Raw genomic sequence first — 22,970 nt, 5'->3', positions numbered from 1 at the left:
AAGTGAAAGTGGGGGATTCCTAAGTAAAGAGTTCTATTAAATATAACTGTATAGATTTATTGAGGAGAGTCTTACTCCCTAAGTATCACAAAGTAAGTATATATAACATACGAAGAAATCCTCCCTGCAAATAATGGTGTATTAATTGTAGGGGAGGATTTCTTCGGTTATTACATTCCTTCACCATGGGTATTTGTATATTGTATAATTTCCTGTTTTTGTACTGCAATCATTGCCTCGCCGTGGGTATTACTTAAAGTGATTGGTACTACGAGCATAAAACCTGAGAATAAAAGTCCTGCTGTACTAATTAGTATTTTTTTCATCATTTTAAAGCACTCCTTTTCTCCATTTCAATTTTAGCTTTGTATCCCACACGGAAGTATTGGCTTACTTTCAAGTGGTTACCTTCATCATAATACTTGTTTGCTAATTCATCAGCATATATTTCAACAAAGTGCCATAAATTTTCTTCTTGGAGATAATGGATTCCTTCAACAATAATCTTTTCGTATTCATCTATAGGAGTATGCTGTAATCTTGCATTTAAAATCGTTAAATGATGATAATATTCTTTATTATTTTGTGCATTACTAATTTGCAATCCTTTATTTATATAATCAGCAGCTTCATTTACATTCCCTAGTTTCTCATGTTCTTTAGCTAACAAATACATTGTTTTACAGCTACCTTCTAGTGCCTTGGAGAGATAATTGATTGCTAGTTGAGGCATATTTTGATCTGAATATAGAAGCCCTATATTATGGCGAATCATATGAGTAAGTTGTGTTTGCTCTTGTTTGGTTGCAATATCTAAAGCGGAAAGAAAATACTCTTCAGCTAACTCGTATTGCTTTAGAGAAGTACTTGCAAGTCCCAAAATATTATTACATGAAGCTATATTTATTTCATACCCAACTTCATTAGAATAGGTTTCTTTCGCTTTATTAGCGTATGTTATTGTATTTAGTGGTTGGAACTGATAATAGTTGAAAAGAGCATACTGATAATTAAATTCTGCTTGTTCTAATTCATCCGGAATAAGAGATAGAAGTGTTTCAGCTTTGTGATAGAAGTGCTTAGCGTCAATATATTGTCCAATCTTCATTGCGTGTATAGCATTGAACAAATAGTAGTAGTAATTGAGCATGTCTATAGTAGATTCTTCTATATGTTCTCCAGGTTTTAATAATCCAGATGTATTATTTATCAAAAGATTATACCTAAACTCTAGTAAAGAATAGTAAATAAGAAGCGTTTGATCTTGTTCCATTTCTTCGAGAAGTTTTTCAACATCAGACCTTAGATTTTTGGCTTGTAATAACTTTTGAGAACGCATAGCTTTGTACCAATCGTTCATTAATGTAGTAATGTTTTCGTTTCCTTTTGCTACGATCACATAGCTTCCCCCTTTGTATGTTTATATCTATATGTTTTTATCATAGCAGTGAAATCCATATTATTACAGATGTTATTAGTTTAAAGTGTATTTCTAAACAAATATCTGAAAATTCATTATTATAAATAGGCCAAGTTCGATACCTCCCCATATCAAGTTAAAATAAATTATTAGTATAAATTTAAAATAGCGACGAAGGAAAGGCAGTGAAAAATCATACAAAAGGTCCTAAAAGGCAACTATTGCAAACGAAAATGATATGGTCTTATCTAAAAGCCAAAACAACGCAAAACCATATCAAATTGGTCAAAAGAGGCATATATATAAGATTACGGCTCGTAACAGTAGATTGAAACTGAGAGAGTATGAGGATGTTTTAGAAAAAAGTAATGAGCAAAATCTATGATCGTAAAATCTGGATTCCAGATTACTCATTTGATTGGGTACTAGCGTATGTATCATCAAGAAATGTATAAATCTCGTTAAAGAAGAGGATTTTCAAAATACAGGTAAACATTTTCTTTATATACAGAAACGGTCATTTAATATAATTCAACTAAGTCGCGAAGACCAACAACGTGTAGCAATTGCTAGGGAACTATCTTGCTATGTTGTTTTATTTATTACTGGTGAACCAACAGCAAATAAAATTATTGAGTTGTTTCAGGAACTCGAACATCAAGAAGGTAAATGCGTAATTGTTGTTACGCATTCGCAAGAATTTGCAAAAAAATCAGATCGAGCAGTTTATTTAAGTAAGAAGAAGTTAGTAGTAAACGAAATTAAGAACAGATAAGAAGAAAGATAATTTTTTTCTTAATTAACAATATTTTCAACAAATATATAGATGTTAATATTTGTTATATGATATATTTGTCAAAGCACTATCCCTGTAGTTTCTATGATGAATCTGTAAGATAGTTTGTTTGTCCCAAATGTTCACCTTAAACTAAAAAAAACTTGTAGAGATTCCTACAAGTTCTTTTTAGTTTAAGGATTGAATGTGGATTTGAAATAAAGAAACAATTTTTTGAGAGGAGAAAAGTAAATGTTTATAAAAGCAGAAAGATTATTAATACGAAATTTTGAGTTTAAAGATTGGCAAGCTGTCCATGAGTATACATCAGATTGCAATGTTATGAAATACATACCTGAAGGGGTTTTTACTGAAGAAGATACAAGAAACTTTGTAAATAAAAATATGGGTGAAAATGCTAAGAACTTTCCTGTGATACTGATAGATGAAAATATTCTGATTGGTCATATTGTTTTTCATAAATATTTTGGTGAGCATACTTATGAGATTGGGTGGGTATTCAATCCTAAATATTTCAATAAAGGATATGCTTCTGAAGCAGCACAAGCTACATTGAAATATGGGTTTAAGGAAATGAAATTACATAGAATTATAGCGACATGTCAGCCACAAAATACCCCATCATATCGATTGATGGAGAGAATTGGAATGAGAAGAGAAGGCTATTTCAGGAAGTGTATCCCCCATGGAAATGAATGGTGGGATGAATATTATTACGCTATTTTAGAAGAAGAGTAGTGTTTCAGAGCGCATTATTTAAATCAAAATCACAATTTAAATTGTGATTTTGATTTTTGAGAATCGCTTGGTGTATAAAATCGTTAAAATGTGAGCGATGTGTCTGAAAAGTAAAGTTTATACAATGAGGAAAGTGAAATTGATAAAAAAACTCCCGTATCTGTTTAATGATACGGGAGTTTTTATTTGAATAATCATTGGCTAGATACACAGTATTCCATATGCTGATTGCATTGATAATTAAATTTAATGCACTGGCACGCTGTAATTGGTCTTGTAGTGCTCATTCTCGAAAATCCCCGTATTTTCCAAAAAAATTACGTGTGCTAAGGCATTCGTAATTTCTCATAAATTCAATCTTTGTAGAATCTATCGGCATAAGGTTTTGAAAAAAATATAGTCTAGGTTAAACAGTGTTTTTCAATACGTCCCTTAGTGTTGGTATAAGACTGTTTTGCCGGGAGTAAGAGTCCATTTTGCTCATGACAATGGAATCTGATGCTGTTTCTTTGCGAATAGAGTGTAGCAAATGTTTTCTGTGCTTTTTGTTTCTTATTTAATATTTTAAGATTTATATTGAAAATTCAAAGTCCTGGAAGTATCATATACATATTCAAACATTTGAAGATGTATATGATACTTTTGTGTTTTTAATCAAAAATAAGTAGGTGTTTTTATGGGAAATGAAATGCAACAATTTAAAGCTGATTTTTTTAAAGCCTTATCACATCCATTACGAATAGGTATTCTAGAACTATTGTCAGAGGGTGAAAGAAGTGTAAATGAAATTCAAACTATCCTTAACAAGGAAGGTTCAGCTGTTTCTCAACAATTAAGTGTGCTACGTTCAAAAAACATTGTTGTTGGTACTAAAGATGGAAAACGAGTTTTATATTCTCTACGAGACCCTATGATTGTGGATTTACTGGTAGTTGCACGTAAAATTTTTAACAACCATTTAATCGATACAATTTCAATGTTAGAAGAGCTAGATGAAACAGAAAGTGAAACCATGGTAACGGAGGGATAGGTTGAGCATTGACGTTAAAAAAGAAGATATCATTCAGCATGGGATTGAAGTATTTAGCTCAATAGGAGCTCATCATGTTTGTAATGTTTGTATTAAAAGTGGGCATTCTTGCTGTTTTTCATGCCAGCATCTACAGGATGGAGTTGGATGTCAAAAGAGAAATACAGCTTGTACAGCTTGGTTATGTGGGATTCAAAGCTTTTTATTTGATCAAATAGGGTTACTGAACGAATGGAATCGTTTCTGGAATGGAATTCCGGGGCAAATGTTTCGTAGAGATTGCACCCCAGATAATGTGAAAATTAAATCGTTCATTGAAATGAAAAATTTAGATAGTCGAGGTAGTTTACTTTTAGTAGAAAGGTTAAATTCCTATATACAAGAAGGAGGAGATATTGGTAAATTAGAACGTCATTTAAGTAAAACATATAACCAATATTAGGATGGTTTTCTTGTATAAAGAGTTAAAAATTGTCTGTATAAGGGTATGAGAAACGCACTTGTAACTCAATTTTATCAAAAAAATATTCTTTCAAAAGAAGTAAGATTTATTAAAAATAGAAAAGAAGGGTTTGTAATGAGAGGGTTATTTACGGGAAGGTTTGAAGGATACTCATTGGGACATTTTCAAAAGGATCTTCTTTCTGGAATGATTGTCGGAGTTGTAGCGATTCCACTTGCTATGTCCTTTGCTATAGCTTCTGGCGTTAAGCCGGAGTATGGGATTTATACAACATGTATTGCTGGGATACTCATTTCACTATTTGGTGGTTCGAAGTATCAAATTGGAGGGCCTACAGGTGCTTTTGTTCCGATTCTTTTAGGAATTGTAATTACCTATGGGTATGAAAATTTACTGCTTGCTGGTTTATTAGCCGGAATCATCTTATGCCTTATGGGAATTTTTAAACTAGGATCTTTGATTAAGTTTATTCCACGTCCTGTAACAATTGGCTTTACGTCAGGTATTGCTGTTATTATCTTTACGGGACAAATTGCTAGTTTCTTAGGTCTAACAGGTATAAAAAAGTATGAGGAATTTTCAGCGAATCTGAAGGAAATCTTTACGCATATCAATACTACCAATTTTTATTGTGTTATAACTGCTTTGATTTGCTTTTTTGTTATACTCATCACACCAAAGATTTTGCCAAAAGTACCAGGTTCATTAGTGGGTGTTGTTATTTCAACCGTAATTGCAACTGTATTTTTCTCAGATCAGGTACCAACTATTGGTACAGCATATGGTACGATTCCAAATACACTTCCTCAGTTTGATATACCAGAAATCACATTAGAACGTATAAAACAGTTAATTGGTCCTGCATTTGTTATTGCGATGCTCGGTGGAATTGAATCTCTTTTATCCGCTGTCGTGGCAGATGGGATGACAAATAGTAAACATAACAGCAACAAAGAGCTTATCGGTCAGGGAGTTGCTAATATTGTAACCCCGTTATTTGGTGGAATTCCTGCAACTGGAGCAATTGCCCGTACAGCAACTAATATTAAGAGTGGAGCTGTATCTCCGCTGTCGGGTGTTATTCATGGGGGATTTGTGTTATTTACACTTTTACTGTTAGCTCCATATGCTTCACATATTCCTCTTGCTAGTATGGCTCCCATTTTAATGGTGGTAGCTTGGAATATGAGCGAACAAAAACATTTTTATCACATACTTAAAATGAAGACAGGAGACTCTCTTGTATTATTGATAACATTTTTACTTACTGTATTTACTAGTTTAACGACAGCTGTGGAAATTGGTCTTATTTTAGCTATTATTTTGTTTACAAAACGTATGAGTAATATGCTTGTCATAACAAAAGTGCTTCCTGATCATACAAAAAGGAATGAAAAATTGTTACCACATGTGGTAAATAAAGCTCATGACTGCCCACAAATTAGTATTTACACAATAGAAGGGCCATTATTCTTTGGGGCTGCTCAAACATTTGAACATAATATTTTAACGAACATTAATTATAAACCAAAGGTTCTAATTTTGCGTATGGGAAAAGTTCCTTTTATTGATACCACAGGAGAGTCTTACTTTAGGAATATCGTTCAGCATTTTAAAAAACAAGGTGGCATACTTCTTATTTCAGGAATTCAATCAGAACTAAAAGTAACATTAGATAAGAGTGGATTGTATGCTGAGATTGGGAAAGAAAACTTTTTTGATCATACTGGGGAAGCTATTAATTGTGCTTTAGGACATTTGAATACAAAAAAATGTATAGGATGTAAGCATTTCGCATTTCATGAGTGTACCGGGCTTTCTCAGCAATCGCAGGAAGTGAATACAATAAAGAATAAGACAAATGCATTAGATTTTTAAAAAATTCACTTCACATACAAAGTTTGTTTGATTCACTCTTTTAATCCGTTTATAAAAATAGAGAAGGAGAAAGTTTACTTTGGCAAATGCGGAGAATATTTTCCTTACGTTTAAACGCAAAATGAATTATATAAACGGTATCGATCATATATATTCCTTTTCCATAATAAACAAATACGAGATTTGTAATCACATATGTTCCGGGGAACAACTATCTGTTATGCCTTAATAACTATTATACAAAGACCAGGCATAATTTTGTAATGATGATGGGATAGGTTTTTAAAAAAATGTGTTAAAAAATAGAAGTCTATGAAGAAGTTTATTATAAATTATAGTTATAGAGGAGAAAAAATAATGTCTGAATTTAAAAATCAAGTGTTAAATGTGTTAGAAGAAGTATGTGAAAATGATATCGTAAAAGAGAACCCAGATGTGCAATTATTTGAAGAAGGAATTCTAGATTCTTTTGCTACAGTATCTTTATTAGTCGAATTTCAAGACCGTTTAAACATCGAAGTGTCTATTTCTGACTTTGACCGTGACGAATGGGCGACACCGAACATGATTATTAAGAAATTGAAAGCTATGGGATGAAAATAGGTGTTTGAGATACAGATAAGAACCACTTTTCAAAATTAAAGTTCATAATTGCTATTCTTATGAAGTTGTAAACAGAAATTTTAAAAAATACTTATTAGAATGATAAAGTGTGGAGGAAATAAAAATATGTCTAATTTACCAAATTGCCCAAAATGTAATTCAGAATACACTTATGAAGATGGAAATCTTTTTGTTTGCCCAGAATGTGCTCATGAGTGGACTTTAGAATCAGAAACTGAAAATAATGAAGATACAAAGGTTATTAAAGATGCTAATGGAAATGTCTTAAACGATGGTGATTCTGTAACAGTAATCAAAGACCTTAAAGTAAAAGGAACTTCATCGGTTGTGAAAATCGGTACAAAAGTAAAAAGTATATGTTTAGTAGATGGTGACCATGATATTGACTGTAAAATTGATGGTTTTGGAGCTATGAAATTAAAATCTAAATTTGTTAAAAAGATATAAATGCAATTTTAATGCAACAGAACTAGTTGAACTTAATTGTTTAAAATCAATTAATATACAACATTTTCAAGGTGGAAATTAAATATCTTTTATAAGAGAAAGATTTCATTCATGATAAGTATTCTTGAATGAAGTCTTTCTATTTTTTTGAACGCATCTCAACTGTATTTTTAAAAAATGATGCTTGAATATGCTAGAAACATAAGAAGGGAAATTCCTTAACGTGTGAAAATCAGCTTTTAAATCTGAAATGTTTCTTAGCGTATAATATCCACGTTTTGGTGGCGAGACTCTATGTAGCCACATATTGAGATGGCTCTTAGACTCTCCCTCAATAGCACAGAGCAAGTCTTTTTATTTACTTCTGGCTCGTATATTACATGATTATTAAGAAAAATCCTAGGGTCTTAATTCTGAGAAATAAAGAAAAACATTCTAATGTATGTTTCAGTTTAAAGGAAAGGAAGCATCTTTAATGTATACATATGGGGAAAACGTAGTTATATATTTATTTAAAAAAAGAGTAAGAAAATATTAAAAGAGAAGCTGGAAAAAATTAAAAACTTCGGTAATAGAATAACCTTCTTTACAGATTAAGTGACCTGTTTTATTAAAAGGGATTGAGTAATGATATATCTATAGAATATACAAATAATTTAGTGTTGGGTTAAATAAAGAATATCATCATTAAAATATATATTGATTGGTGCTGTTATTCATTCATTCTAATCTTAGTAATACCCTGATATAGACGTTAGTCCAAAAAGTTCACAATCTATTATTAGTAATTCAAGAAGATAATATAATGAAAAATATATTTTTTAATTTTAATATTTAAAACTTATGCATACATGTTACAATGAAGTCCTCCAATTTATTTTATTCTCCTATTTAGAATTTATGGTTTGGTATCCAATAATACAAAAATGGCTGTAGTAAATGAATGAAGTGAAGCGGCTAGAGTGGTTAAAAAGCTGTTAAGTATAATTATCCAAAGAATAAATTCACTTAGTTAAGTTTTAGTAAATTTATTATGGTAAGGATTTCATCCAATTTGAATCGTTCTAAATTAAACTTTTGATTCAATCAAAGTCAAAAATTATCTTTTAATTGAAGTCTATGTTTCATGCAGGTAATTTATAGTCTTAACATTGCTTAATATAGAAAAATAACATATTCGAAAGGTGGATAGATAAAACTCCGCTTGTAAAAATTAAATTGTTATATAAGAAGATATATGTAAAAGGATATAACGGTAATTTCATTTCGAATGATATCATAAATGAAAGTAGAAAAAATAAAGGAGCAAACGATTAAATAAACTATATAAGTTGAATGAAAGGAAGAAGTGGAAAGTGTTTAAAATAAAAGAAGGATTGGAACAAATGAAGCTTAAAACGAAGTTGTCCATGGCATTTATTGCAATATTAATTATACCTAGTCTTGTCGTAGGAGTATCATCTTATGATAAAGCAAAAACAGATCTTAATGAAACAATTCTACAAACTGCGAAAGATAATGTAAGTATTTTAAATAAGATAGTTGATGATGAATTAGAAAATAAACATGTAGATGTAACTCATTTTGCAAAGATACTTACACAAGGTGATTATAATGCTGACCAATTGCAAAATGTACAAAGTAAATTTGATCAATATATACAGTTACATCCAGAGATAGAAACAATTTATACTACATCCAGTAATAATCAATTTATTCATGCACCTGTTGGAAAAATACCAGAAGGATTTAATCCGTTAGAAAGTAGTTGGTATAAGGATGCAGTAAAAGCTAATGGAGAGATTATTGTTTCGTCTCCTTATAAATCAAAGGCTACAGGAAATATGGTAATAGCAATTGCAAAGCAAAATGCTGATAAAAGTGGTGTCATTGGTGTGGATTTGAATATTGATGATATCGTAAAAACTTCTAAAATGATAAAAATAGGAAAACAAGGCTTTGTATCTATAGTAAGTCAAGATAAGACTATAGTTGTTCATCCTACGCTTAAGCCAGGTGAGAAATTAGAAAAATCATTAGCAGATGAACTATACAAGAAAGAAGATGGAGTAATTACTTATAGCCTTAATGGTGAGGATCGAAACATAAGCTTTAAGACAAACAAAAAAACAGGTTGGAAAATAGCTGGCGTAATGCCTATTAAAGAAATTGAAGAGGCTACCAATTCTATTTTTTATAAAACGCTCACTATAATAGGGGCTTCATTGTTGTTAGGTGGATTTGTAATTTTCTTCATTCTTAAATCTATTATTAATCCATTAAGACAATTAGTTATTTCAGCTCAAAAAATTAGTCAGGGAGATTTAACTGAGAAAATAGATATTCGTTCAAAGGATGAACTTGGTCAATTAGGTGGTAGTTTCAATACAATGGCAGAGTCGTTACGTAATATAATTTCTCGAATTAATACATCTGCAGGACATGTGGCTGCTTCGTCTGAGGAACTAACTGCTAGCGTAGAGCAAGCCAGTATTGCGACAGAACAAATTACAAAAGAAATGGAAGAAATATCGAATAGTGCAGAAGTTCAAAATAATGAAGTGGCGTCTGGAGCGAATTTAATTGGTGATGTAACGCGTAACATTCAGTACGTAGCTGATAATGCTTCAGAAGTATCGGCCTCATCCTTATACACAAAACAAAAAGCCAATGAGGGTGAACAATTAGTAGAACAAACTGTAACGCAAATGCAGTCTATACATCATTCTGTTTCTCAATCCGATAATGTAATTAAATTATTAGATAAGAAATCGCAGCAAATCGGAAGTATATTAGAAGCAATTCAAAGTATTGCAGCACAAACAAATTTATTAGCATTGAATGCAGCGATTGAAGCGGCTAGAGCAGGAGAGCAGGGGCGTGGATTTGCAATTGTTGCCGATGAAGTCAGGAAGTTAGCGGAGCAATCATCCGAATCTTCAATGGAAATTGGAAGTTTAATTAATGAAATACAAGCAGATGTACATGAGACTGTAAAAGCTATGAATGAAGTAGGAGTTGAAGTGCAGTCAGGGATTCAGGTTGCGAATGATACAAAACAAAGTTTTTATGAAATCTCAAAATCTGCAAATGATATCGTGTCAAAAGTACATGGTATGGTGGAATTATCAAATAAAATGACAAGTGATGTAATGGAAGTCGATACATCAATTAATCAAATATCTATGGCTGTGAAAGAGAATTCTTCAAGTATGCAAACGATAGCCGGTTCATCTGAGGAGCAACATGCTTCTATGGAAGAGATAAATTCTTCAGCAATACAATTAGCACAGATGGCCGAAGAACTTCAAGAATTAATTGGTGGATTTAAGATATAAGTTCAGATTCTAGGTTAGAATCCTAGATAGTATGTTTAAGGGTAGAAGTTAAAAACCTTATAATGTAGTAAGTAAATATAATATGTATTTTTTATAGAGATTGCACATGCAGATCAACTACTTTAAATGGTAGTTGATCTTTTTTATTAGATAGTCATTTTTGAATATCTCTTTCATTAAAGTGTAGTGTTGATACAGTAGTACATATTGAGCGAATTATCACATCCAAAAATCTTCAAAGTCTACGCCGAATCCTTTTCTTTTTAAGGCCCTAATTATCTTTTGACCATTCCCTAATGAAGGCTTGTATTGATTCGAACGAGAGATACGGCTAATTGTATTTTGGTTTACCCCACTCCATTCCTTTAATTCCGTTTGAGTAATATCATTCTTTCTTAAAAATTTACCAAACTTAGATAATGGTTTTCCTAAGCCAAACACTGCGAACACTCCTATTCGTAGATACTCTATTAATCACATTTTTACCAAAGCATGATTTTTTTAAACAAAAGTGTTAATAATGTACAAGCTGTTCGCAATATGATGTATCAAGGTCGCTATCAAAGTTGCTAGCAAACGTATTATCAAGATAGATATCAAATCAATTCGCCTTTGTATTGGCAAAGTACATACCAAATTAACTATCAAAGTAATGTTAACAAGGTAATAAGTGAATCAACCCTATGTTTTATAAGGTTTCTTATTCTGTTTATAAAGAGAACGGAGGCATTTAAATGCGAGTAAGGAAAGAAAGGATTTTTTTCCGCAAGTTTATAGATCGGTCATACAAAGATAAAGAAAATACAATTCGTAAATACAATTCATTAAGTCCTTTTGCATTCTTTCATATGTCCGATCAAGTGTTAAATACCTATATTGCATTAGGAGTAATGGGGACGGTTTTAATTGGGGCAGTCTTGTTAGAAAAGTATTTGGTACAAAATGACCATATATTTGCTGCAAAGTTTGTGAGTGGAAGTATTTATTATGGTATGCGAATTGGTGGAGTTTGCTTGATTGGATACGCATTTTTTCGCATCGTAATCATGTTTTAGGGAGGAATGGAGTAATGAGGATTATAAAGGAGTGGCTTCATACACAAAAGTTAAGGAATCGCCTTATAGAGGTGTTTGTAAAAGCAGGTTTATATACGGAACATCAAACACGTGGAGGGAAATTGCCTATTTATCCAAAGGTACATAAGGTTTCTTCTTCAACAGAAAGCGTGAGATATGTATTTACCATACCAAACGGATTAGATCCACAAAAGATTGAAAAGAAGTGGTTTTGTTTCCAGCAAATATTAGGACGGAATATTACGATTGAAGGGGATGTGAAAAAGTTTGTACTACATGTATTCGATTCAGATACTGGATTAAAACCTTATAAGTACTGTTATAAAGAGTGGCAGTCATTATTAAAGGAATACCGTCTTCCTGTTGTGGTTGGCCGGGATCAATTTGGAAAAATGATTACATACGATATGATTGATTCCAATTCACCACACTTATTAATTGCAGGGGAAACGGGAAGCGGAAAAAGTAGTATGGTGCGTGTTGTACTTTCCACATTCATTCAATATATGTCACCTGATAAGTTGCATTTGTATCTTGGAGATCTAAAAAATTCTGAATTTCATTTCTTGCGAAGAGTGAAGCATGTAAAAGAAGTTTGTATGGAAGAAATCGAAATGAAAATAATGCTTCAAAAGCTATGGAAGGAAATCAGAGAACGAAGAAAACTCATGGAACAATTTGAGGTTGACCATATTGATGCGTACAACAAATTGAACTCTGATCATCAAAAACCATATATTTTATTGGCTATCGATGAAGTGGCTATGCTTAAAGATGAAAAAGAGTGTATGACTACAATTGAAAAGATTTCAGCAGTCGGCCGATCACTTGGAGTCTTTCTTATGCTTAGTATGCAGAGGCCAGATGCAAAGGTTTTAGATGGTAAGTTAAAACTCAATATGACCGTAAGAATTGGTTTTAAATGTGATAGTGCAATTAATAGTAATATCATGGGTACTCCTGGTTCAGAGCATTTAGAGCAATCTGGCCAAATGATTTTAAAACGAAATGGATTAAAGAAAGTTCAAGCACCTTATTTGGAATTAAGTAAGGCAAAACAAATTGTTGAGCCCTATCGTATGTCTAAAGAAGAGAAAATGCTCCAAATGCCTCTAAAAGAAGAAATTCCTTTATTTGGGGTGTTAGATGATGAGGAGTAGAGATAAAGGAATTTTAAATGATTTGAAGCGATTTAGATGCATGTCCCGTGATGATATTATTGACTTGCATTTTCAAGGCTTAAAGAATGCAGTAACTTGTTGTAATACGGTTATGAAACGATTAAGGAGAGATGGTTATGTTGATGCGAACGTATTGCAGCACCCATACATTTATTTTCCACAACCAAGTTCTATCAAAAAGACGAGTCAAAAAATTCCTCATTTCCTTGGTATTGTTGACGTATACAAACAACTTGTCTACTACGAAAATCCTAAATTATTCAAAGTGGAACCTAAGTATGGGAAAGAGTATATGGAGCCAGATGCCTTTACGATATGGCGTAGATCTCCATTTTTTATTGAAGTTCAAAAGTCAGTATACAGTAAAAAAATAATGCAAGATAAGATAAATAGATATGAGTTATACTTCCATAGTCAAGAATGGCACAATGAATCTTGGCAACCGAAAGCTTCTAAATTTTTCCCTTCAATCCTAATCATTACTGACAAACATTACGATGTTCAATCTTCTTATTTCCGTATATTCCAAGCGAATTCTATAGGGGATTTTATGAATAATTTAATAATTAAATCATAAAGAAAGCCTGCGAAGTGCAGAGCTTTTTTCTTTTCAATAATCTATTAAGAAATGTATGATGCTCTATTACAGCAAAGCAGATGTAGTCACCCATCAAATTGATAACGATAATGTCCGTTTGGATATGAATCACAAATTAAGGAAAGTAAATTTCCATCTTGATTTTATTATAATAGGTAATTCCTATTGAAACTATATTTATTATTATATTGAACTATGAATCGCTGCATTTTAAACTAAGTTGGAATACAAAATACTATCGGAAAGGAATTTAGTTTCATTATGAACGATGAACGTACACCATTGTTTACAGATTTAGTAGAACATGCAAAGCGAAAAATGTTTTCTTTCCATATACAAGTTCATAAGAAATGAGAAAGAATGGAGGACCCATTAAAATTATTCTTAGGTGAAAATACCTAATCCAATAAAATCATCATAGCGTGTAACTTACACAAGTCGATTTTATTGGTAATTATTTTTACAGATGCAAAAGTCGTGGTCGTGAAGCAATTTTTTTAGTGGAAGATAAATGGATTGCTGATTTATACAATAAATGGTTATAAATAAGCTTTCGGATAAGAGGATGAATGAAAGATAGAGTAGTAGGGAATTTGTAGAGTATAATCTCATATTTTTTTATGTATGGCAAAGTATTAGTCGTTGAAAAGGAGAGGATAAAAATTGCACATGAAAAGGAAAGACACAAATTCTGAAATAGCGTTCAATAAAGCTAAAAGAATTATGCCTGGCGGAGTTAATAGTCCGGTTCGCGCATTTTCATGCGTAAATTTAGCACCTATCTTTGCTAAAAATGGGCAGGGTGCACACGTATTTGATATCGATGGGAATGAATTTATTGATTATATTGGTTCATGGGGTCCACTCATATTAGGGCATGCTCACCCGGAAGTTGTTAAAGCCATAAAGGAGGCAGCAAGTCAGGGAACAAGTTTTGGCTTACCAACAGAAGCTGAAACAAAAATGGCGGAGTTAATATGTAGAAGTATTCCATCTATTGAAATGATACGTATGGTCAATTCTGGTACAGAAGCTACCATGAGTGCCATTCGTTTAGCAAGAGGATATACGAAACGGCAAAAAATCGTGAAATTTCAAGGAGGCTATCACGGACATGCGGATCCCTTTTTAATCAAATCCGGATCTGGTGTGGCAACATTGGGTTTACCTGACAGTCCAGGAGTCCCGAAAAGTGTTGCTTCCAATACCATTACAGTACCTTATAACAGTTTAGATAGTATTCGTTTTGTATTTGAAAAATTTGGTGAGCAGATTGCTGCTGTTATTGTTGAGCCGATTGCAGGAAATATGGGGGTCATACCATCATTGCCCGGATTTCTTCATGGGTTACGTGAGATTACTGAACGCTACGGAAGTCTACTCATTTTTGATGAAGTGGTAACTGGTTTCCGTGTAGGCTATTATGGAGCGCAAGGTTTATACGGAATTAAGCCAGATCTTACATGTCTAGGAAAAGTAATTGGAGGAGGGCTCCCGGTAGGCGCTTATGGCGGAAAGCGAGAAATTATGGAACAAATGGCCCCTTCTGGATCGATTTATCAAGCTGGAACATTATCTGGGAATCCGGTCGCAATGGCAGCCGGGTATGCAACTTTGCAATTATTGTCTCAGCATGGAATCTATGAAAAACTAGAAAGAAAAGGTGCTAGGTTAGCTGAAGGCTTTATACAAAATGCCAAACTGACTGGTATTCCATTGAAAGTAAATAGAGTGGGTTCAATGCTTTGCTTTTATTTTACAGAACATGAGGTTGTGAATTATGAAACTGCTCAACTTTCAAATATGCGTTTATTTAAAAAATATTATGCGGCTATGTTGAATCATGGTGTTTTGATAGCTCCTACGCCCTATGAAGCCATGTTTATATCGAATGCTCATTCGGATGAGGTAATTGAAACAACAATTGAGGCTCATTATCGAGTATTAAGTATGATAAGCAAAGGATTGGGGGAGTAATCATGAATATTTCAGAAATACGTAAACTTTTTCCGATTCTTAATCAGCAGATTAATGGGCATCCCCTAGCATATTTAGATAATGCTGCCTCAGCACAAAAGCCAATTCAGGTAATTGAGGCACTAAAACACTACTATGAATGGGATAATGCAAATGTCCATCGTGGGGTTCATTCACTGAGTTCACGAGCAACGGATGCTTATGAAGGAGCACGGTTTAAGGTAGCTCGTTTTCTTCACGCAAAATCAGAAAAAGAAATACTATTCACTCGAGGTGCCACAGCAGCAATTAATCTAGTAGCAAGCAGTTATGCACGATCGGTATGTAAAAACGGGGACGAAATTGTTATTTCTGCAATGGAGCATCACAGTAATATAATTCCCTGGCAGCAAGTAGCAAAATGCACCGGAGCTGTATTGAAATATATTCCACTGCAACCAGACGGGACGTTTACAATAGAAGATGTGGAGAATACAATCACAAAACGGACAAAGATAGTTGCCGTATCACACATATCCAATGTACTAGGCATTACTAACCCGGTGAAGAAAATGGCATCCATTGCACATAAGCATGGAGCTGTCATTTTAGTGGATGGAGCACAAAGTGTTCCTCATATAAAGGTGAATGTTCAAGAATTGGACTGTGATTTCTATGCGTTTTCAGGACATAAAATGTGTGGGCCTACGGGGATTGGTGCCCTATATGGAAAAGAATCCTTACTTAAGAAGATGGAGCCAATTGAATTCGGGGGGGAAATGATTGATAGTGTTAGCTTATATGCTTCGTCATGGAAGGAATTACCTTGGAAATTCGAAGGGGGTACGCCGATTATTGCTGGGGCTATCGGTTTAGGAGTGGCGATAGACTTTCTTGAACAAGTCGGAATAGAAAACATTGCAAGGCATGACAAGCTTTTAACTGGCTATGCAGTAGAGCAAATGAAACAGATTGAAGATTTAACAATAGTTGGTCCAGAAAAAGAGCGTTTGGGACTGGTGACGTTTCAATTGGAGAATATTCACCCGCATGATATTGCTACTGTTTTGGATGCATATGGAGTAGCCATACGTGCTGGACAGCATTGTTGTCAGCCACTCATGGAACATCTGGGTACCAGCTCCACGGCACGTGCGAGTTTTTATTTGTATAACACAGAAGAGGAGATTGATCGATTCATATTTGCTCTTCATAAAGCAAGAGAATTCTTCAAGGTGAAGGGTTAATAGGCTTTGCAGACTAATAATGAGTATGATTAGAAGCTTGAAAAGAAAGCAATTATTTAAGTGAACATCTATAAAGGAAGAGGAGGAAGGAAAAAGACTACCAGTTATGAATTTATAAAGAAAAATGAAAAGGAATACCATATATGAGTCCCTAATTTTTTCTTAGCTTTTGCTGTCTCCATTTTCTATGCATTTCATATCTGTTTCAATAGATTTAGTTCAAGTATGCTCTATTTTGTGGAAGAAGAAAATAAAAATCCTGTATGCTAAATACAGGATTTTTAATCAACTCTTATCGGATGTACATTATAGTTTAAGTAAAATACAATAGGTCAAAAGGATTCTTAAACTTCAGACTGATTTCGATGTGTATAAAGTGCAATTTATTTAAATTGTTCACTTTTTATAGTGGAAATCAACTGCTCCATGAATACTCGACTTGCTGCACACAAATATTTGTTTTTACGGTAAGCGATGCCAATTTGCGTAATAAGCATCGGGTTTTGAATAGGGATTGTCCGTATAAGTTTATTGTCGATATAGTCAAGGTAACCTTTGGGTAGAATGGTGACGCCGACGCCTTTGCTGACCATTTGTATGATTGATTCCATAGTCGTCATTTCCATAACTGGTTTTGCTGTGAATCCAAGCTCATTACATTGTTCGTTAATCAGCTGCCGCAAAAAATATGTGTCAGGTAATAAAATAGAAGGTGTATCTTTTAAAACGTCAAGCGTGACAAATTCCTCTTCTGCAACGGAATGATTGATTGGAACTGCTAAAGAAAGATGTTGTTTAAAGAGTGGAATAGTTTCTAATTCATCATGTTGCATTGGCAAAAATACTATCCCCAAATCGAGTTCATTTTGTAAAATACCGTTATAAATATCCCCAGTTCGCATACCTGAAACAGCCAATTCAATATTCGGATACCTTTGGTGAAATTCAATTACAGTTTGAGGAATCAAGTAATTTGTAACTGTCAGGAGTGCTCCTATCTTTAATGATCCTCTTTTTAGACCCTGTATTTCACTAATTGCGGCACGAGCTTGTGATAGCTCATGGAATATATTATAGCTATGATGGAGCAGTGTTTTGCCCGCTTCGGTAATAGTGGTTCGTTTTCCAACACGATCAAACAATGGCGTACCGATTTCATGTTCCAGCAAACGGATCTGCTGGCTTAATGAGGGTTGGGCGATTCCTAACTTTTCGGCGGCACGAGTAAAATGTAGTTCCTGACATAAGGTCATGAAGTATTCCAATTGCTTTAGATCCAATAGTTATTCCTCCAAAAGTTATTATTTTTTTATAGGAAATAATAATCATTATAGGGTAAATTATAGTAAATATCTATTGTTTGTGTTCGTACATACAGTTATTTCTTTTACATTGAAAAGGTTTTGTTCATATGACAGTAATCACCTTGTTTCATACAATCTTTAGGTGAACTTGTCTTTTGCCACTTGTACGTATGCATGCTGAATCTGTGAATTAATAGATTAATTGTGAATGGAAAGGTTTTTTTCAGATATCCGTACTGCAGGTGGGTTTTTACGTATATTATGAGTCATCAATTAGACAAAATGATAGGTAAAAACTATCGTTTCTATAATAATGATTGAATTGTTTAATGGTAATCTCAAGATTATACTTAAAATCTAAATAATTTAACTACATCTTAAGGAGGGAAAGAATTTGAGAATACACTATTTGCAGCATGTATCTTTTGAATCACCCGAACACATTTTAACTTGGGCGGAGGAAAAAGGGCATGAAGTCACAGGGACATTATTATATGAAAGCAATTGTCTACCCTCTTATTCGGAATTTGACATGCTCGTCATACTAGGTGGTCCGATGGGTGTTTATGACGAGAAAATATATCCATGGCTTGGATTGGAAAAACAGTTAATTAAGAAAGCTATTCAGCATCGAAAACTAGTACTTGGGATATGCCTTGGAGCTCAGTTAATCGCAGAAGTCCTTGGGGGAAAAGTATTTAAAAATCATTATAAGGAGATTGGTTGGTTTCCTGTTAAATTGTCGGAGGAGGCCAAGCAAATCGATTTCTTTAGCAGATTTCCTGAGGTGTTTGTTCCTTTCCATTGGCATGCAGACACATTCCAACTTCCTCCGCAAGCAAAGAGAATTGCGTATAGCAAAGGATGTGTTAATCAGGCATACGTATATGAAGACCATGTCGTTGGATTACAATTTCATTTAGAGTCAAGTGCTGCCAGTATTGAGAGATTAATAGTACATTGTGCTGATGAAATTGAGCAAGGGATGTATGTACAACGGCCACATGAAATGCTTGAAGAGACACACTCGTTGGTTCTATCAAAATTCATACTATTCACTTTGCTCGATGCAATGGAGATGAAATATCAGGTGTTTGCTAACGTAGAAAATTGTTCATAAATTTCTAATGCTACAATTAATCACTTTATTATAATGTGAAAAATCAAAGATTCATATACTATTTAACTTTCTGGTCACCATCTTTGGCAGCGAGAGGTGGCTTTTGCTACCCCTCTCTAAAAGGAGCTATGTAAACATGAAACACTTATTAAACAATAGAGTAACACGATTGCAGTCCTCAAAAATGGACCCCTTTTTTGATATGGCTTCGCAATATGAGGATGTCATCCATTTAACCATTGGTCAACCTGACTTTCCTACTCCAGCGCATATAAAGATAGCTGGACAATTGGCAATTGAAAATAACCATACAACGTATCCACCTTCTTCGGGTTATACAGAACTTCTTAAAGTTTCCTCAAACTACATGCATGTAAAATATGGAATTACTTATGATCCTAACCACGAAATACTAGTAACTAACGGATCAACCGGAGGGATTTATCTTGCTCTTAGAACTATACTTAGCGAAGGTTCCGAAGTTATTCTACCAACTCCTATTTATCCTGGATACGAACCGGTTATTCGTTTATGTGGCGCAACACCTATTTATCTAGACACAAGGGATACGGGATTTAAGGTTACAGTAGAGGCTCTTCAAAAAATGATGACAGATAAAACACGGTGTGTCATTATCCCATCAACGATGAATCCTTCTGGAGTTACACTGAATCAAAAAGAAATAAAAGCAATTAGGGATTTGCTGGTTGATAAAGATGTAATGGTTGTTTCAGATGAATTATATAGCGAATTGGTTTTTGAAGAGGAGCATGTATCAATTGCGAAAATGGAGGGAATGAAAGAGAAAACAATTGTCATTAATGGGCTATCAAAATCCCATGCGATGACAGGATGGAGAGTAGGATTTGCTTTTGCACCAGGATATCTGATTGAAGAAATGAAGAAGCTACAGCAATACACGACGGCTGCTGTCTCATCGATTAGTCAAGTTGCTGCTATCGAGGCATTGACAGTAGGAATTAACGATGCTTACATCATGCGTGACGAATATCGTATACGTCGTGACTATGTATATGAGAGGTTGCAAGATATGGGATTCACTGTAGTCAAACCAAACGGTTCATTTTATTTTTTTCCGTCTATTTCAAAGTTTGGGAAAACCTCATCAGAATTTGTTGCTGATGTATTAAAAAAAGCTAAGGTTGCACTCATTCCTGGAGACTCATTCACGGAATATGGAGAAGGCTATGTGAGGATTTCTTATGTACAGCCAATGAAGGTACTAGAGGAAGCTCTAAATCGTCTTGAAAAGTATCTAGGTGAATTACAATCCTAGATACTTGCTTTTACGAATTACACTTATCACTATTAGCAGTTAAATAGGAGGATTTCTTATGGTGAAAAACAAGGTCTTGTCTATAGCCGGTTCGGATAGCAGTGGAGGTGCTGGAATCCAAGCCGATATGAAAACATTTCAGGAGTTAAATGTCTACGGGATGACTGCATTAACAACTATTGTTACGATGGATCCTGAAAATTATTGGGAGCATCGTACATTTCCACAAGAAATTATAACAGTAAAGGAGCAATTAAGAACTATTATTGAAGGGATTGGCATTGATGCAGTAAAAACAGGAATGCTTGGATCGGTCCAACTAATCGATTTGGTTTCCAAGGTAATTGATCAACATCAACTCGAAAATATTGTTATTGATCCTGTTTTAGTTTGCAAAGGTGTAACAGAAATAATGCATCCCGAAACAGTAGATAGTTTACGAGATTTGCTCATACCAAAAGCTACAATTGTCACACCTAATCTACTGGAAGCGGCACATTTAAGTAAAGTGGCTCCGATTAAATCCATTACGGGCATGAAAGAAGCAGCAAAAATCATTCACGATTTAGGTCCAAAATATGTTTTAGTGAAAGGGGGGAGCCGCTTAGCACATGAGACAGCATTAGATTTACTGTATGATGGAAAGAATTTTAAATATATACAATCAGAACGATTTCAAACCGACCATATACATGGTGCTGGATGTACTTACTCTGCAGCGATTGCTGCTGAACTAGCGAAAGGGAAGTCTGTTATAGAGGCAGTAAGCATTGCAAAGTTATTTATTACAGAAGCAATACGCAGTTCATTCGCTCTCAATCAATATGTTGGCTCAACAAATCATAGTGCATACAAAAAAACTACTAATTCATTAGAAGGGATAGTTAATAATGAAGAAATTAAGGGAAAAAGATTATCAAGTAGCTGAGGCAATTGATTATGAATTACAACGCCAGCAAAAACATATTGAACTAATTGCTTCTGAAAACTTTGTAAGTCTAGCCGTTTTAGAGGCAATGGGCACAGTGCTGACTAATAAGTATGCTGAAGGATATCCAGGAAAGAGATACTATGGTGGATGTGAATATGTAGATATTGTAGAGAATTTAGCTATAGAGCGAGCAAAACAATTATTTGGAGCGGACCATGCGAATGTGCAGCCTCACTCCGGGGCACAAGCAAATATGGCTGTTTACTCTGCTTGTTTGAAGCCTGGAGATACAGTATTAGGAATGGATTTATCCCACGGTGGTCACCTTACACACGGGAGCCCTGTTAATTCCTCGGGTGTATTATACAATTTTATATCTTATGGAGTAAATAAGCGACATTTCAATATTGACTATGATGAAGTTAGAACTTTAGCGCTGAAACATCAACCTAAAATGATGGTAATTGGTGCAAGTGCATATTCAAAGATTATTGATTTTGAGAGATTATCGAGCATCGCAAAAGAAGTGAATGCATTTTTTATGGCAGATATAGCCCATATTGCTGGGCTTGTAGCTACTGGAATGCATCCGAGCCCAGTTCCATATGCTGATTTTGTTACTACCACTACCCATAAAACCCTGCGTGGTCCTCGAGGGGGAATTATACTCTGCCGAAGAGATTGGGCTGCTACAATAGATAAGAGTGTATTCCCTGGTATACAAGGAGGGCCAGCTATGCACATGATTGCGGCCAAGGCAGTCGCTTTTAATGAAGCGTTGCAGCCCGAATTTAAAAAATATGTTTCAAATACAATAAAGAATGCTAAGGTGCTAGCAAAAGAACTAAGAGAGTTAGGCTTTAATGTGTTGACAGGTGGAACGGACAATCATTTGCTACTTATAGATCTTTGTAATATGAACCTAACAGGAAAAGAGGCTCAAATATTATTAGAGGAAGTAGAGATAACGGTTAATAAGAACTCCATTCCTTTTGATAAAAAGGGTCCTTTTATTACGAGTGGAATTCGTTTGGGGACACCAGCAGTTACAACACAAGGAATGGGTGAACTAGAAATGATTAAAATTGCTGAAATCATTTGTTTAGTATTAAAGAATCCCCAGAATGTAAGAGCTAAAGAAAAAGCATATTCTATCGTAAAAGAATTAACTAAGAAATTTCCAATATACAAGGATATGACTTTAATGAAAGAGATAATAAGTAATTAACCCGGGTCGGTTTTTTGCACCTTGTATTTAATTCTTAGCAAAATGAATGGATTGCCCGAAGAATAGAACCAGAGGATTTAGTTGTACCAAATGTACTATTCTCATTTAGTGGAACTTTAGAATAGAGTCACCTTCGTAAAGAAGCAATAGAAAAGTTATTTGATTTAGTAAAGCATGAAGGAATCCAGTTGAATGCCATTTCAGGGCTTCGCTCTTATAATTATCAAAAAGTCTGTATGCAAAAAATGTAAAAAGAAAAGGAAAAGAGCATACAAAACGATAAAAGGAGCAAATTAAT

Annotated in this window: 20 protein-coding genes and 3 pseudogenes; 19 read left to right on the top strand and 4 right to left on the bottom strand. The window is 34.0% G+C overall.

Annotated features, from left to right (window positions below; translation table 11 throughout):
- Positions 1 to 170: 170 nt before the first annotated feature.
- Together ACUN28_RS29485 and ACUN28_RS29480 are read right to left on the bottom strand one after the other, a co-directional pair.
- Complete coding sequence (locus ACUN28_RS29485; RefSeq protein WP_016090015.1) at positions 171 to 329, bottom strand: hypothetical protein; 159 nt, start codon at positions 327 to 329, stop codon at positions 171 to 173.
- Entirely contained in the window at positions 326 to 1,399 is a 1,074-nt protein-coding gene (locus ACUN28_RS29480; protein WP_016090016.1) for a Rap family tetratricopeptide repeat protein, read from the bottom strand. The genes ACUN28_RS29485 and ACUN28_RS29480 overlap by 4 nt, the downstream gene beginning before the upstream one ends.
- A gap of 206 nt (positions 1,400 to 1,605) precedes the next feature.
- On the opposite strand from ACUN28_RS29480, the pseudogene ACUN28_RS29475 reads away from it, so the two are divergent.
- The 9 genes and pseudogenes from ACUN28_RS29475 to ACUN28_RS29435 form a co-directional block, all read left to right on the top strand.
- Positions 1,606 to 1,839, top strand: a pseudogene (locus ACUN28_RS29475) (transposase); the annotation flags it as partial.
- 104 nt (positions 1,840 to 1,943) lie between these two features.
- A pseudogene (locus ACUN28_RS29470) lies at positions 1,944 to 2,195 on the top strand (ABC transporter ATP-binding protein); the annotation flags it as partial.
- A gap of 252 nt (positions 2,196 to 2,447) precedes the next feature.
- Positions 2,448 to 2,954 carry a GNAT family N-acetyltransferase gene (locus ACUN28_RS29465; RefSeq protein WP_016090017.1) on the top strand — a complete coding sequence of 169 codons (507 nt, stop codon included), beginning with the start codon at positions 2,448 to 2,450 and terminating at the stop codon, positions 2,952 to 2,954.
- 676 nt (positions 2,955 to 3,630) lie between these two features.
- Complete coding sequence (locus tag ACUN28_RS29460; RefSeq protein WP_016090018.1) at positions 3,631 to 3,984, top strand: ArsR/SmtB family transcription factor; 354 nt, start codon at positions 3,631 to 3,633, stop codon at positions 3,982 to 3,984.
- Between the two features lies 1 nt (position 3,985).
- Positions 3,986 to 4,426 carry a hypothetical protein gene (locus ACUN28_RS29455; protein ID WP_016090019.1) on the top strand — a complete coding sequence of 147 codons (441 nt, stop codon included), beginning with the start codon at positions 3,986 to 3,988 and terminating at the stop codon, positions 4,424 to 4,426.
- A 135-nt stretch (positions 4,427 to 4,561) separates the two neighbouring features.
- Positions 4,562 to 6,325, top strand: a complete 1,764-nt coding sequence (locus ACUN28_RS29450) for a SulP family inorganic anion transporter (protein ID WP_016090020.1) — start codon at positions 4,562 to 4,564, stop codon at positions 6,323 to 6,325.
- A 357-nt stretch (positions 6,326 to 6,682) separates the two neighbouring features.
- A complete protein-coding gene (gene dltC, locus ACUN28_RS29445; protein WP_016090021.1) occupies positions 6,683 to 6,922 on the top strand; it encodes a D-alanine--poly(phosphoribitol) ligase subunit DltC in 240 nt (79 codons plus the stop codon).
- A gap of 132 nt (positions 6,923 to 7,054) precedes the next feature.
- Positions 7,055 to 7,396 (top strand): zinc ribbon domain-containing protein YjdM, encoded by a 342-nt coding sequence (locus ACUN28_RS29440; protein ID WP_445423472.1) that lies wholly within the window; start codon positions 7,055 to 7,057, stop codon positions 7,394 to 7,396.
- Between the two features lie 1,355 nt (positions 7,397 to 8,751).
- Positions 8,752 to 10,734 carry a methyl-accepting chemotaxis protein gene (locus ACUN28_RS29435; RefSeq protein ID WP_048894686.1) on the top strand — a complete coding sequence of 661 codons (1,983 nt, stop codon included), beginning with the start codon at positions 8,752 to 8,754 and terminating at the stop codon, positions 10,732 to 10,734.
- A 219-nt stretch (positions 10,735 to 10,953) separates the two neighbouring features.
- On the opposite strand, the gene ACUN28_RS29430 is transcribed toward ACUN28_RS29435, so the two are convergent.
- Positions 10,954 to 11,175 carry a helix-turn-helix transcriptional regulator gene (locus ACUN28_RS29430; RefSeq protein ID WP_016090024.1) on the bottom strand — a complete coding sequence of 74 codons (222 nt, stop codon included), beginning with the start codon at positions 11,173 to 11,175 and terminating at the stop codon, positions 10,954 to 10,956.
- Positions 11,176 to 11,468: 293 nt separating this feature from the next.
- Between ACUN28_RS29430 and ACUN28_RS29425 the strand changes: the two genes are divergently transcribed.
- The 5 genes from ACUN28_RS29425 (at position 11,469) to ACUN28_RS29405 (ending at position 16,792) form a co-directional block, all read left to right on the top strand.
- A complete protein-coding gene (locus tag ACUN28_RS29425) occupies positions 11,469 to 11,789 on the top strand; it encodes a hypothetical protein (RefSeq protein ID WP_016090025.1) in 321 nt (106 codons plus the stop codon).
- 14 nt (positions 11,790 to 11,803) lie between these two features.
- Complete coding sequence (locus ACUN28_RS29420) at positions 11,804 to 12,970, top strand: FtsK/SpoIIIE domain-containing protein (RefSeq protein ID WP_016090026.1); 1,167 nt, start codon at positions 11,804 to 11,806, stop codon at positions 12,968 to 12,970.
- A 22-nt stretch (positions 12,971 to 12,992) separates the two neighbouring features.
- Positions 12,993 to 13,568, top strand: a complete 576-nt coding sequence (locus tag ACUN28_RS29415; RefSeq protein ID WP_016090027.1) for a replication-relaxation family protein — start codon at positions 12,993 to 12,995, stop codon at positions 13,566 to 13,568.
- Between the two features lie 690 nt (positions 13,569 to 14,258).
- Positions 14,259 to 15,566: a glutamate-1-semialdehyde 2,1-aminomutase gene (hemL, locus tag ACUN28_RS29410; RefSeq protein ID WP_048894695.1), complete on the top strand. Its 1,308-nt coding sequence runs from the start codon at positions 14,259 to 14,261 to the stop codon at positions 15,564 to 15,566.
- Between the two features lie 2 nt (positions 15,567 to 15,568).
- Positions 15,569 to 16,792 carry a cysteine desulfurase gene (locus ACUN28_RS29405; protein ID WP_016090029.1) on the top strand — a complete coding sequence of 408 codons (1,224 nt, stop codon included), beginning with the start codon at positions 15,569 to 15,571 and terminating at the stop codon, positions 16,790 to 16,792.
- Between the two features lie 383 nt (positions 16,793 to 17,175).
- On the opposite strand, the gene ACUN28_RS29400 is transcribed toward ACUN28_RS29405, so the two are convergent.
- Positions 17,176 to 18,072, bottom strand: a complete 897-nt coding sequence (locus ACUN28_RS29400) for a LysR family transcriptional regulator (RefSeq protein ID WP_016090030.1) — start codon at positions 18,070 to 18,072, stop codon at positions 17,176 to 17,178.
- A 418-nt stretch (positions 18,073 to 18,490) separates the two neighbouring features.
- Between ACUN28_RS29400 and ACUN28_RS29395 the strand changes: the two genes are divergently transcribed.
- The 5 genes and pseudogenes from ACUN28_RS29395 to ACUN28_RS29375 all read left to right on the top strand — a co-directional run.
- Positions 18,491 to 19,216, top strand: a complete 726-nt coding sequence (locus tag ACUN28_RS29395; protein ID WP_016090031.1) for a type 1 glutamine amidotransferase — start codon at positions 18,491 to 18,493, stop codon at positions 19,214 to 19,216.
- Positions 19,217 to 19,352: 136 nt separating this feature from the next.
- Positions 19,353 to 20,513 carry an aminotransferase class I/II-fold pyridoxal phosphate-dependent enzyme gene (locus ACUN28_RS29390; RefSeq protein WP_016090032.1) on the top strand — a complete coding sequence of 387 codons (1,161 nt, stop codon included), beginning with the start codon at positions 19,353 to 19,355 and terminating at the stop codon, positions 20,511 to 20,513.
- A 58-nt stretch (positions 20,514 to 20,571) separates the two neighbouring features.
- Positions 20,572 to 21,441, top strand: coding sequence for a pyridoxine/pyridoxal/pyridoxamine kinase (pdxK, locus tag ACUN28_RS29385; protein ID WP_016090033.1), 870 nt, complete (start codon positions 20,572 to 20,574; stop codon positions 21,439 to 21,441).
- Positions 21,404 to 22,672, top strand: coding sequence for a serine hydroxymethyltransferase (gene glyA, locus ACUN28_RS29380; protein WP_445423471.1), 1,269 nt, complete (start codon positions 21,404 to 21,406; stop codon positions 22,670 to 22,672). The genes pdxK and glyA overlap by 38 nt, the downstream gene beginning before the upstream one ends.
- Positions 22,673 to 22,711: 39 nt before the next feature.
- Positions 22,712 to 22,952 (top strand): annotated as a pseudogene (locus tag ACUN28_RS29375) (D-alanyl-D-alanine carboxypeptidase family protein); the annotation flags it as partial.
- Positions 22,953 to 22,970: the final 18 nt, after the last annotated feature.

The sequence above is a fragment of the Bacillus sp. WC2507 genome, assembly GCF_052656125.1.
This window is presented reverse-complemented; position numbering and strand designations above follow the sequence as displayed.

Bases quoted from the DNA above. Each gene is read 5' to 3' on its own strand.
- ACUN28_RS29485 (WP_016090015.1), bottom strand. From the start codon at position 329: ATGATGAAAAAAATACTAATTAGTACAGCAGGACTTTTATTCTCAGGT.
- ACUN28_RS29465 (WP_016090017.1), top strand. From the start codon at position 2,448: ATGTTTATAAAAGCAGAAAGATTATTAATACGAAATTTTGAGTTTAAA.
- ACUN28_RS29460 (WP_016090018.1), top strand. From the start codon at position 3,631: ATGGGAAATGAAATGCAACAATTTAAAGCTGATTTTTTTAAAGCCTTA.
- ACUN28_RS29450 (WP_016090020.1), top strand. From the start codon at position 4,562: ATGAGAGGGTTATTTACGGGAAGGTTTGAAGGATACTCATTGGGACAT.
- dltC (WP_016090021.1), top strand. From the start codon at position 6,683: ATGTCTGAATTTAAAAATCAAGTGTTAAATGTGTTAGAAGAAGTATGT.
- ACUN28_RS29440 (WP_445423472.1), top strand. From the start codon at position 7,055: ATGTCTAATTTACCAAATTGCCCAAAATGTAATTCAGAATACACTTAT.
- ACUN28_RS29425 (WP_016090025.1), top strand. From the start codon at position 11,469: ATGCGAGTAAGGAAAGAAAGGATTTTTTTCCGCAAGTTTATAGATCGG.
- ACUN28_RS29420 (WP_016090026.1), top strand. From the start codon at position 11,804: ATGAGGATTATAAAGGAGTGGCTTCATACACAAAAGTTAAGGAATCGC.
- hemL (WP_048894695.1), top strand. From the start codon at position 14,259: ATGAAAAGGAAAGACACAAATTCTGAAATAGCGTTCAATAAAGCTAAA.
- ACUN28_RS29405 (WP_016090029.1), top strand. From the start codon at position 15,569: ATGAATATTTCAGAAATACGTAAACTTTTTCCGATTCTTAATCAGCAG.
- ACUN28_RS29390 (WP_016090032.1), top strand. From the start codon at position 19,353: ATGAAACACTTATTAAACAATAGAGTAACACGATTGCAGTCCTCAAAA.
- pdxK (WP_016090033.1), top strand. From the start codon at position 20,572: ATGGTGAAAAACAAGGTCTTGTCTATAGCCGGTTCGGATAGCAGTGGA.
- glyA (WP_445423471.1), top strand. From the start codon at position 21,404: ATGAAGAAATTAAGGGAAAAAGATTATCAAGTAGCTGAGGCAATTGAT.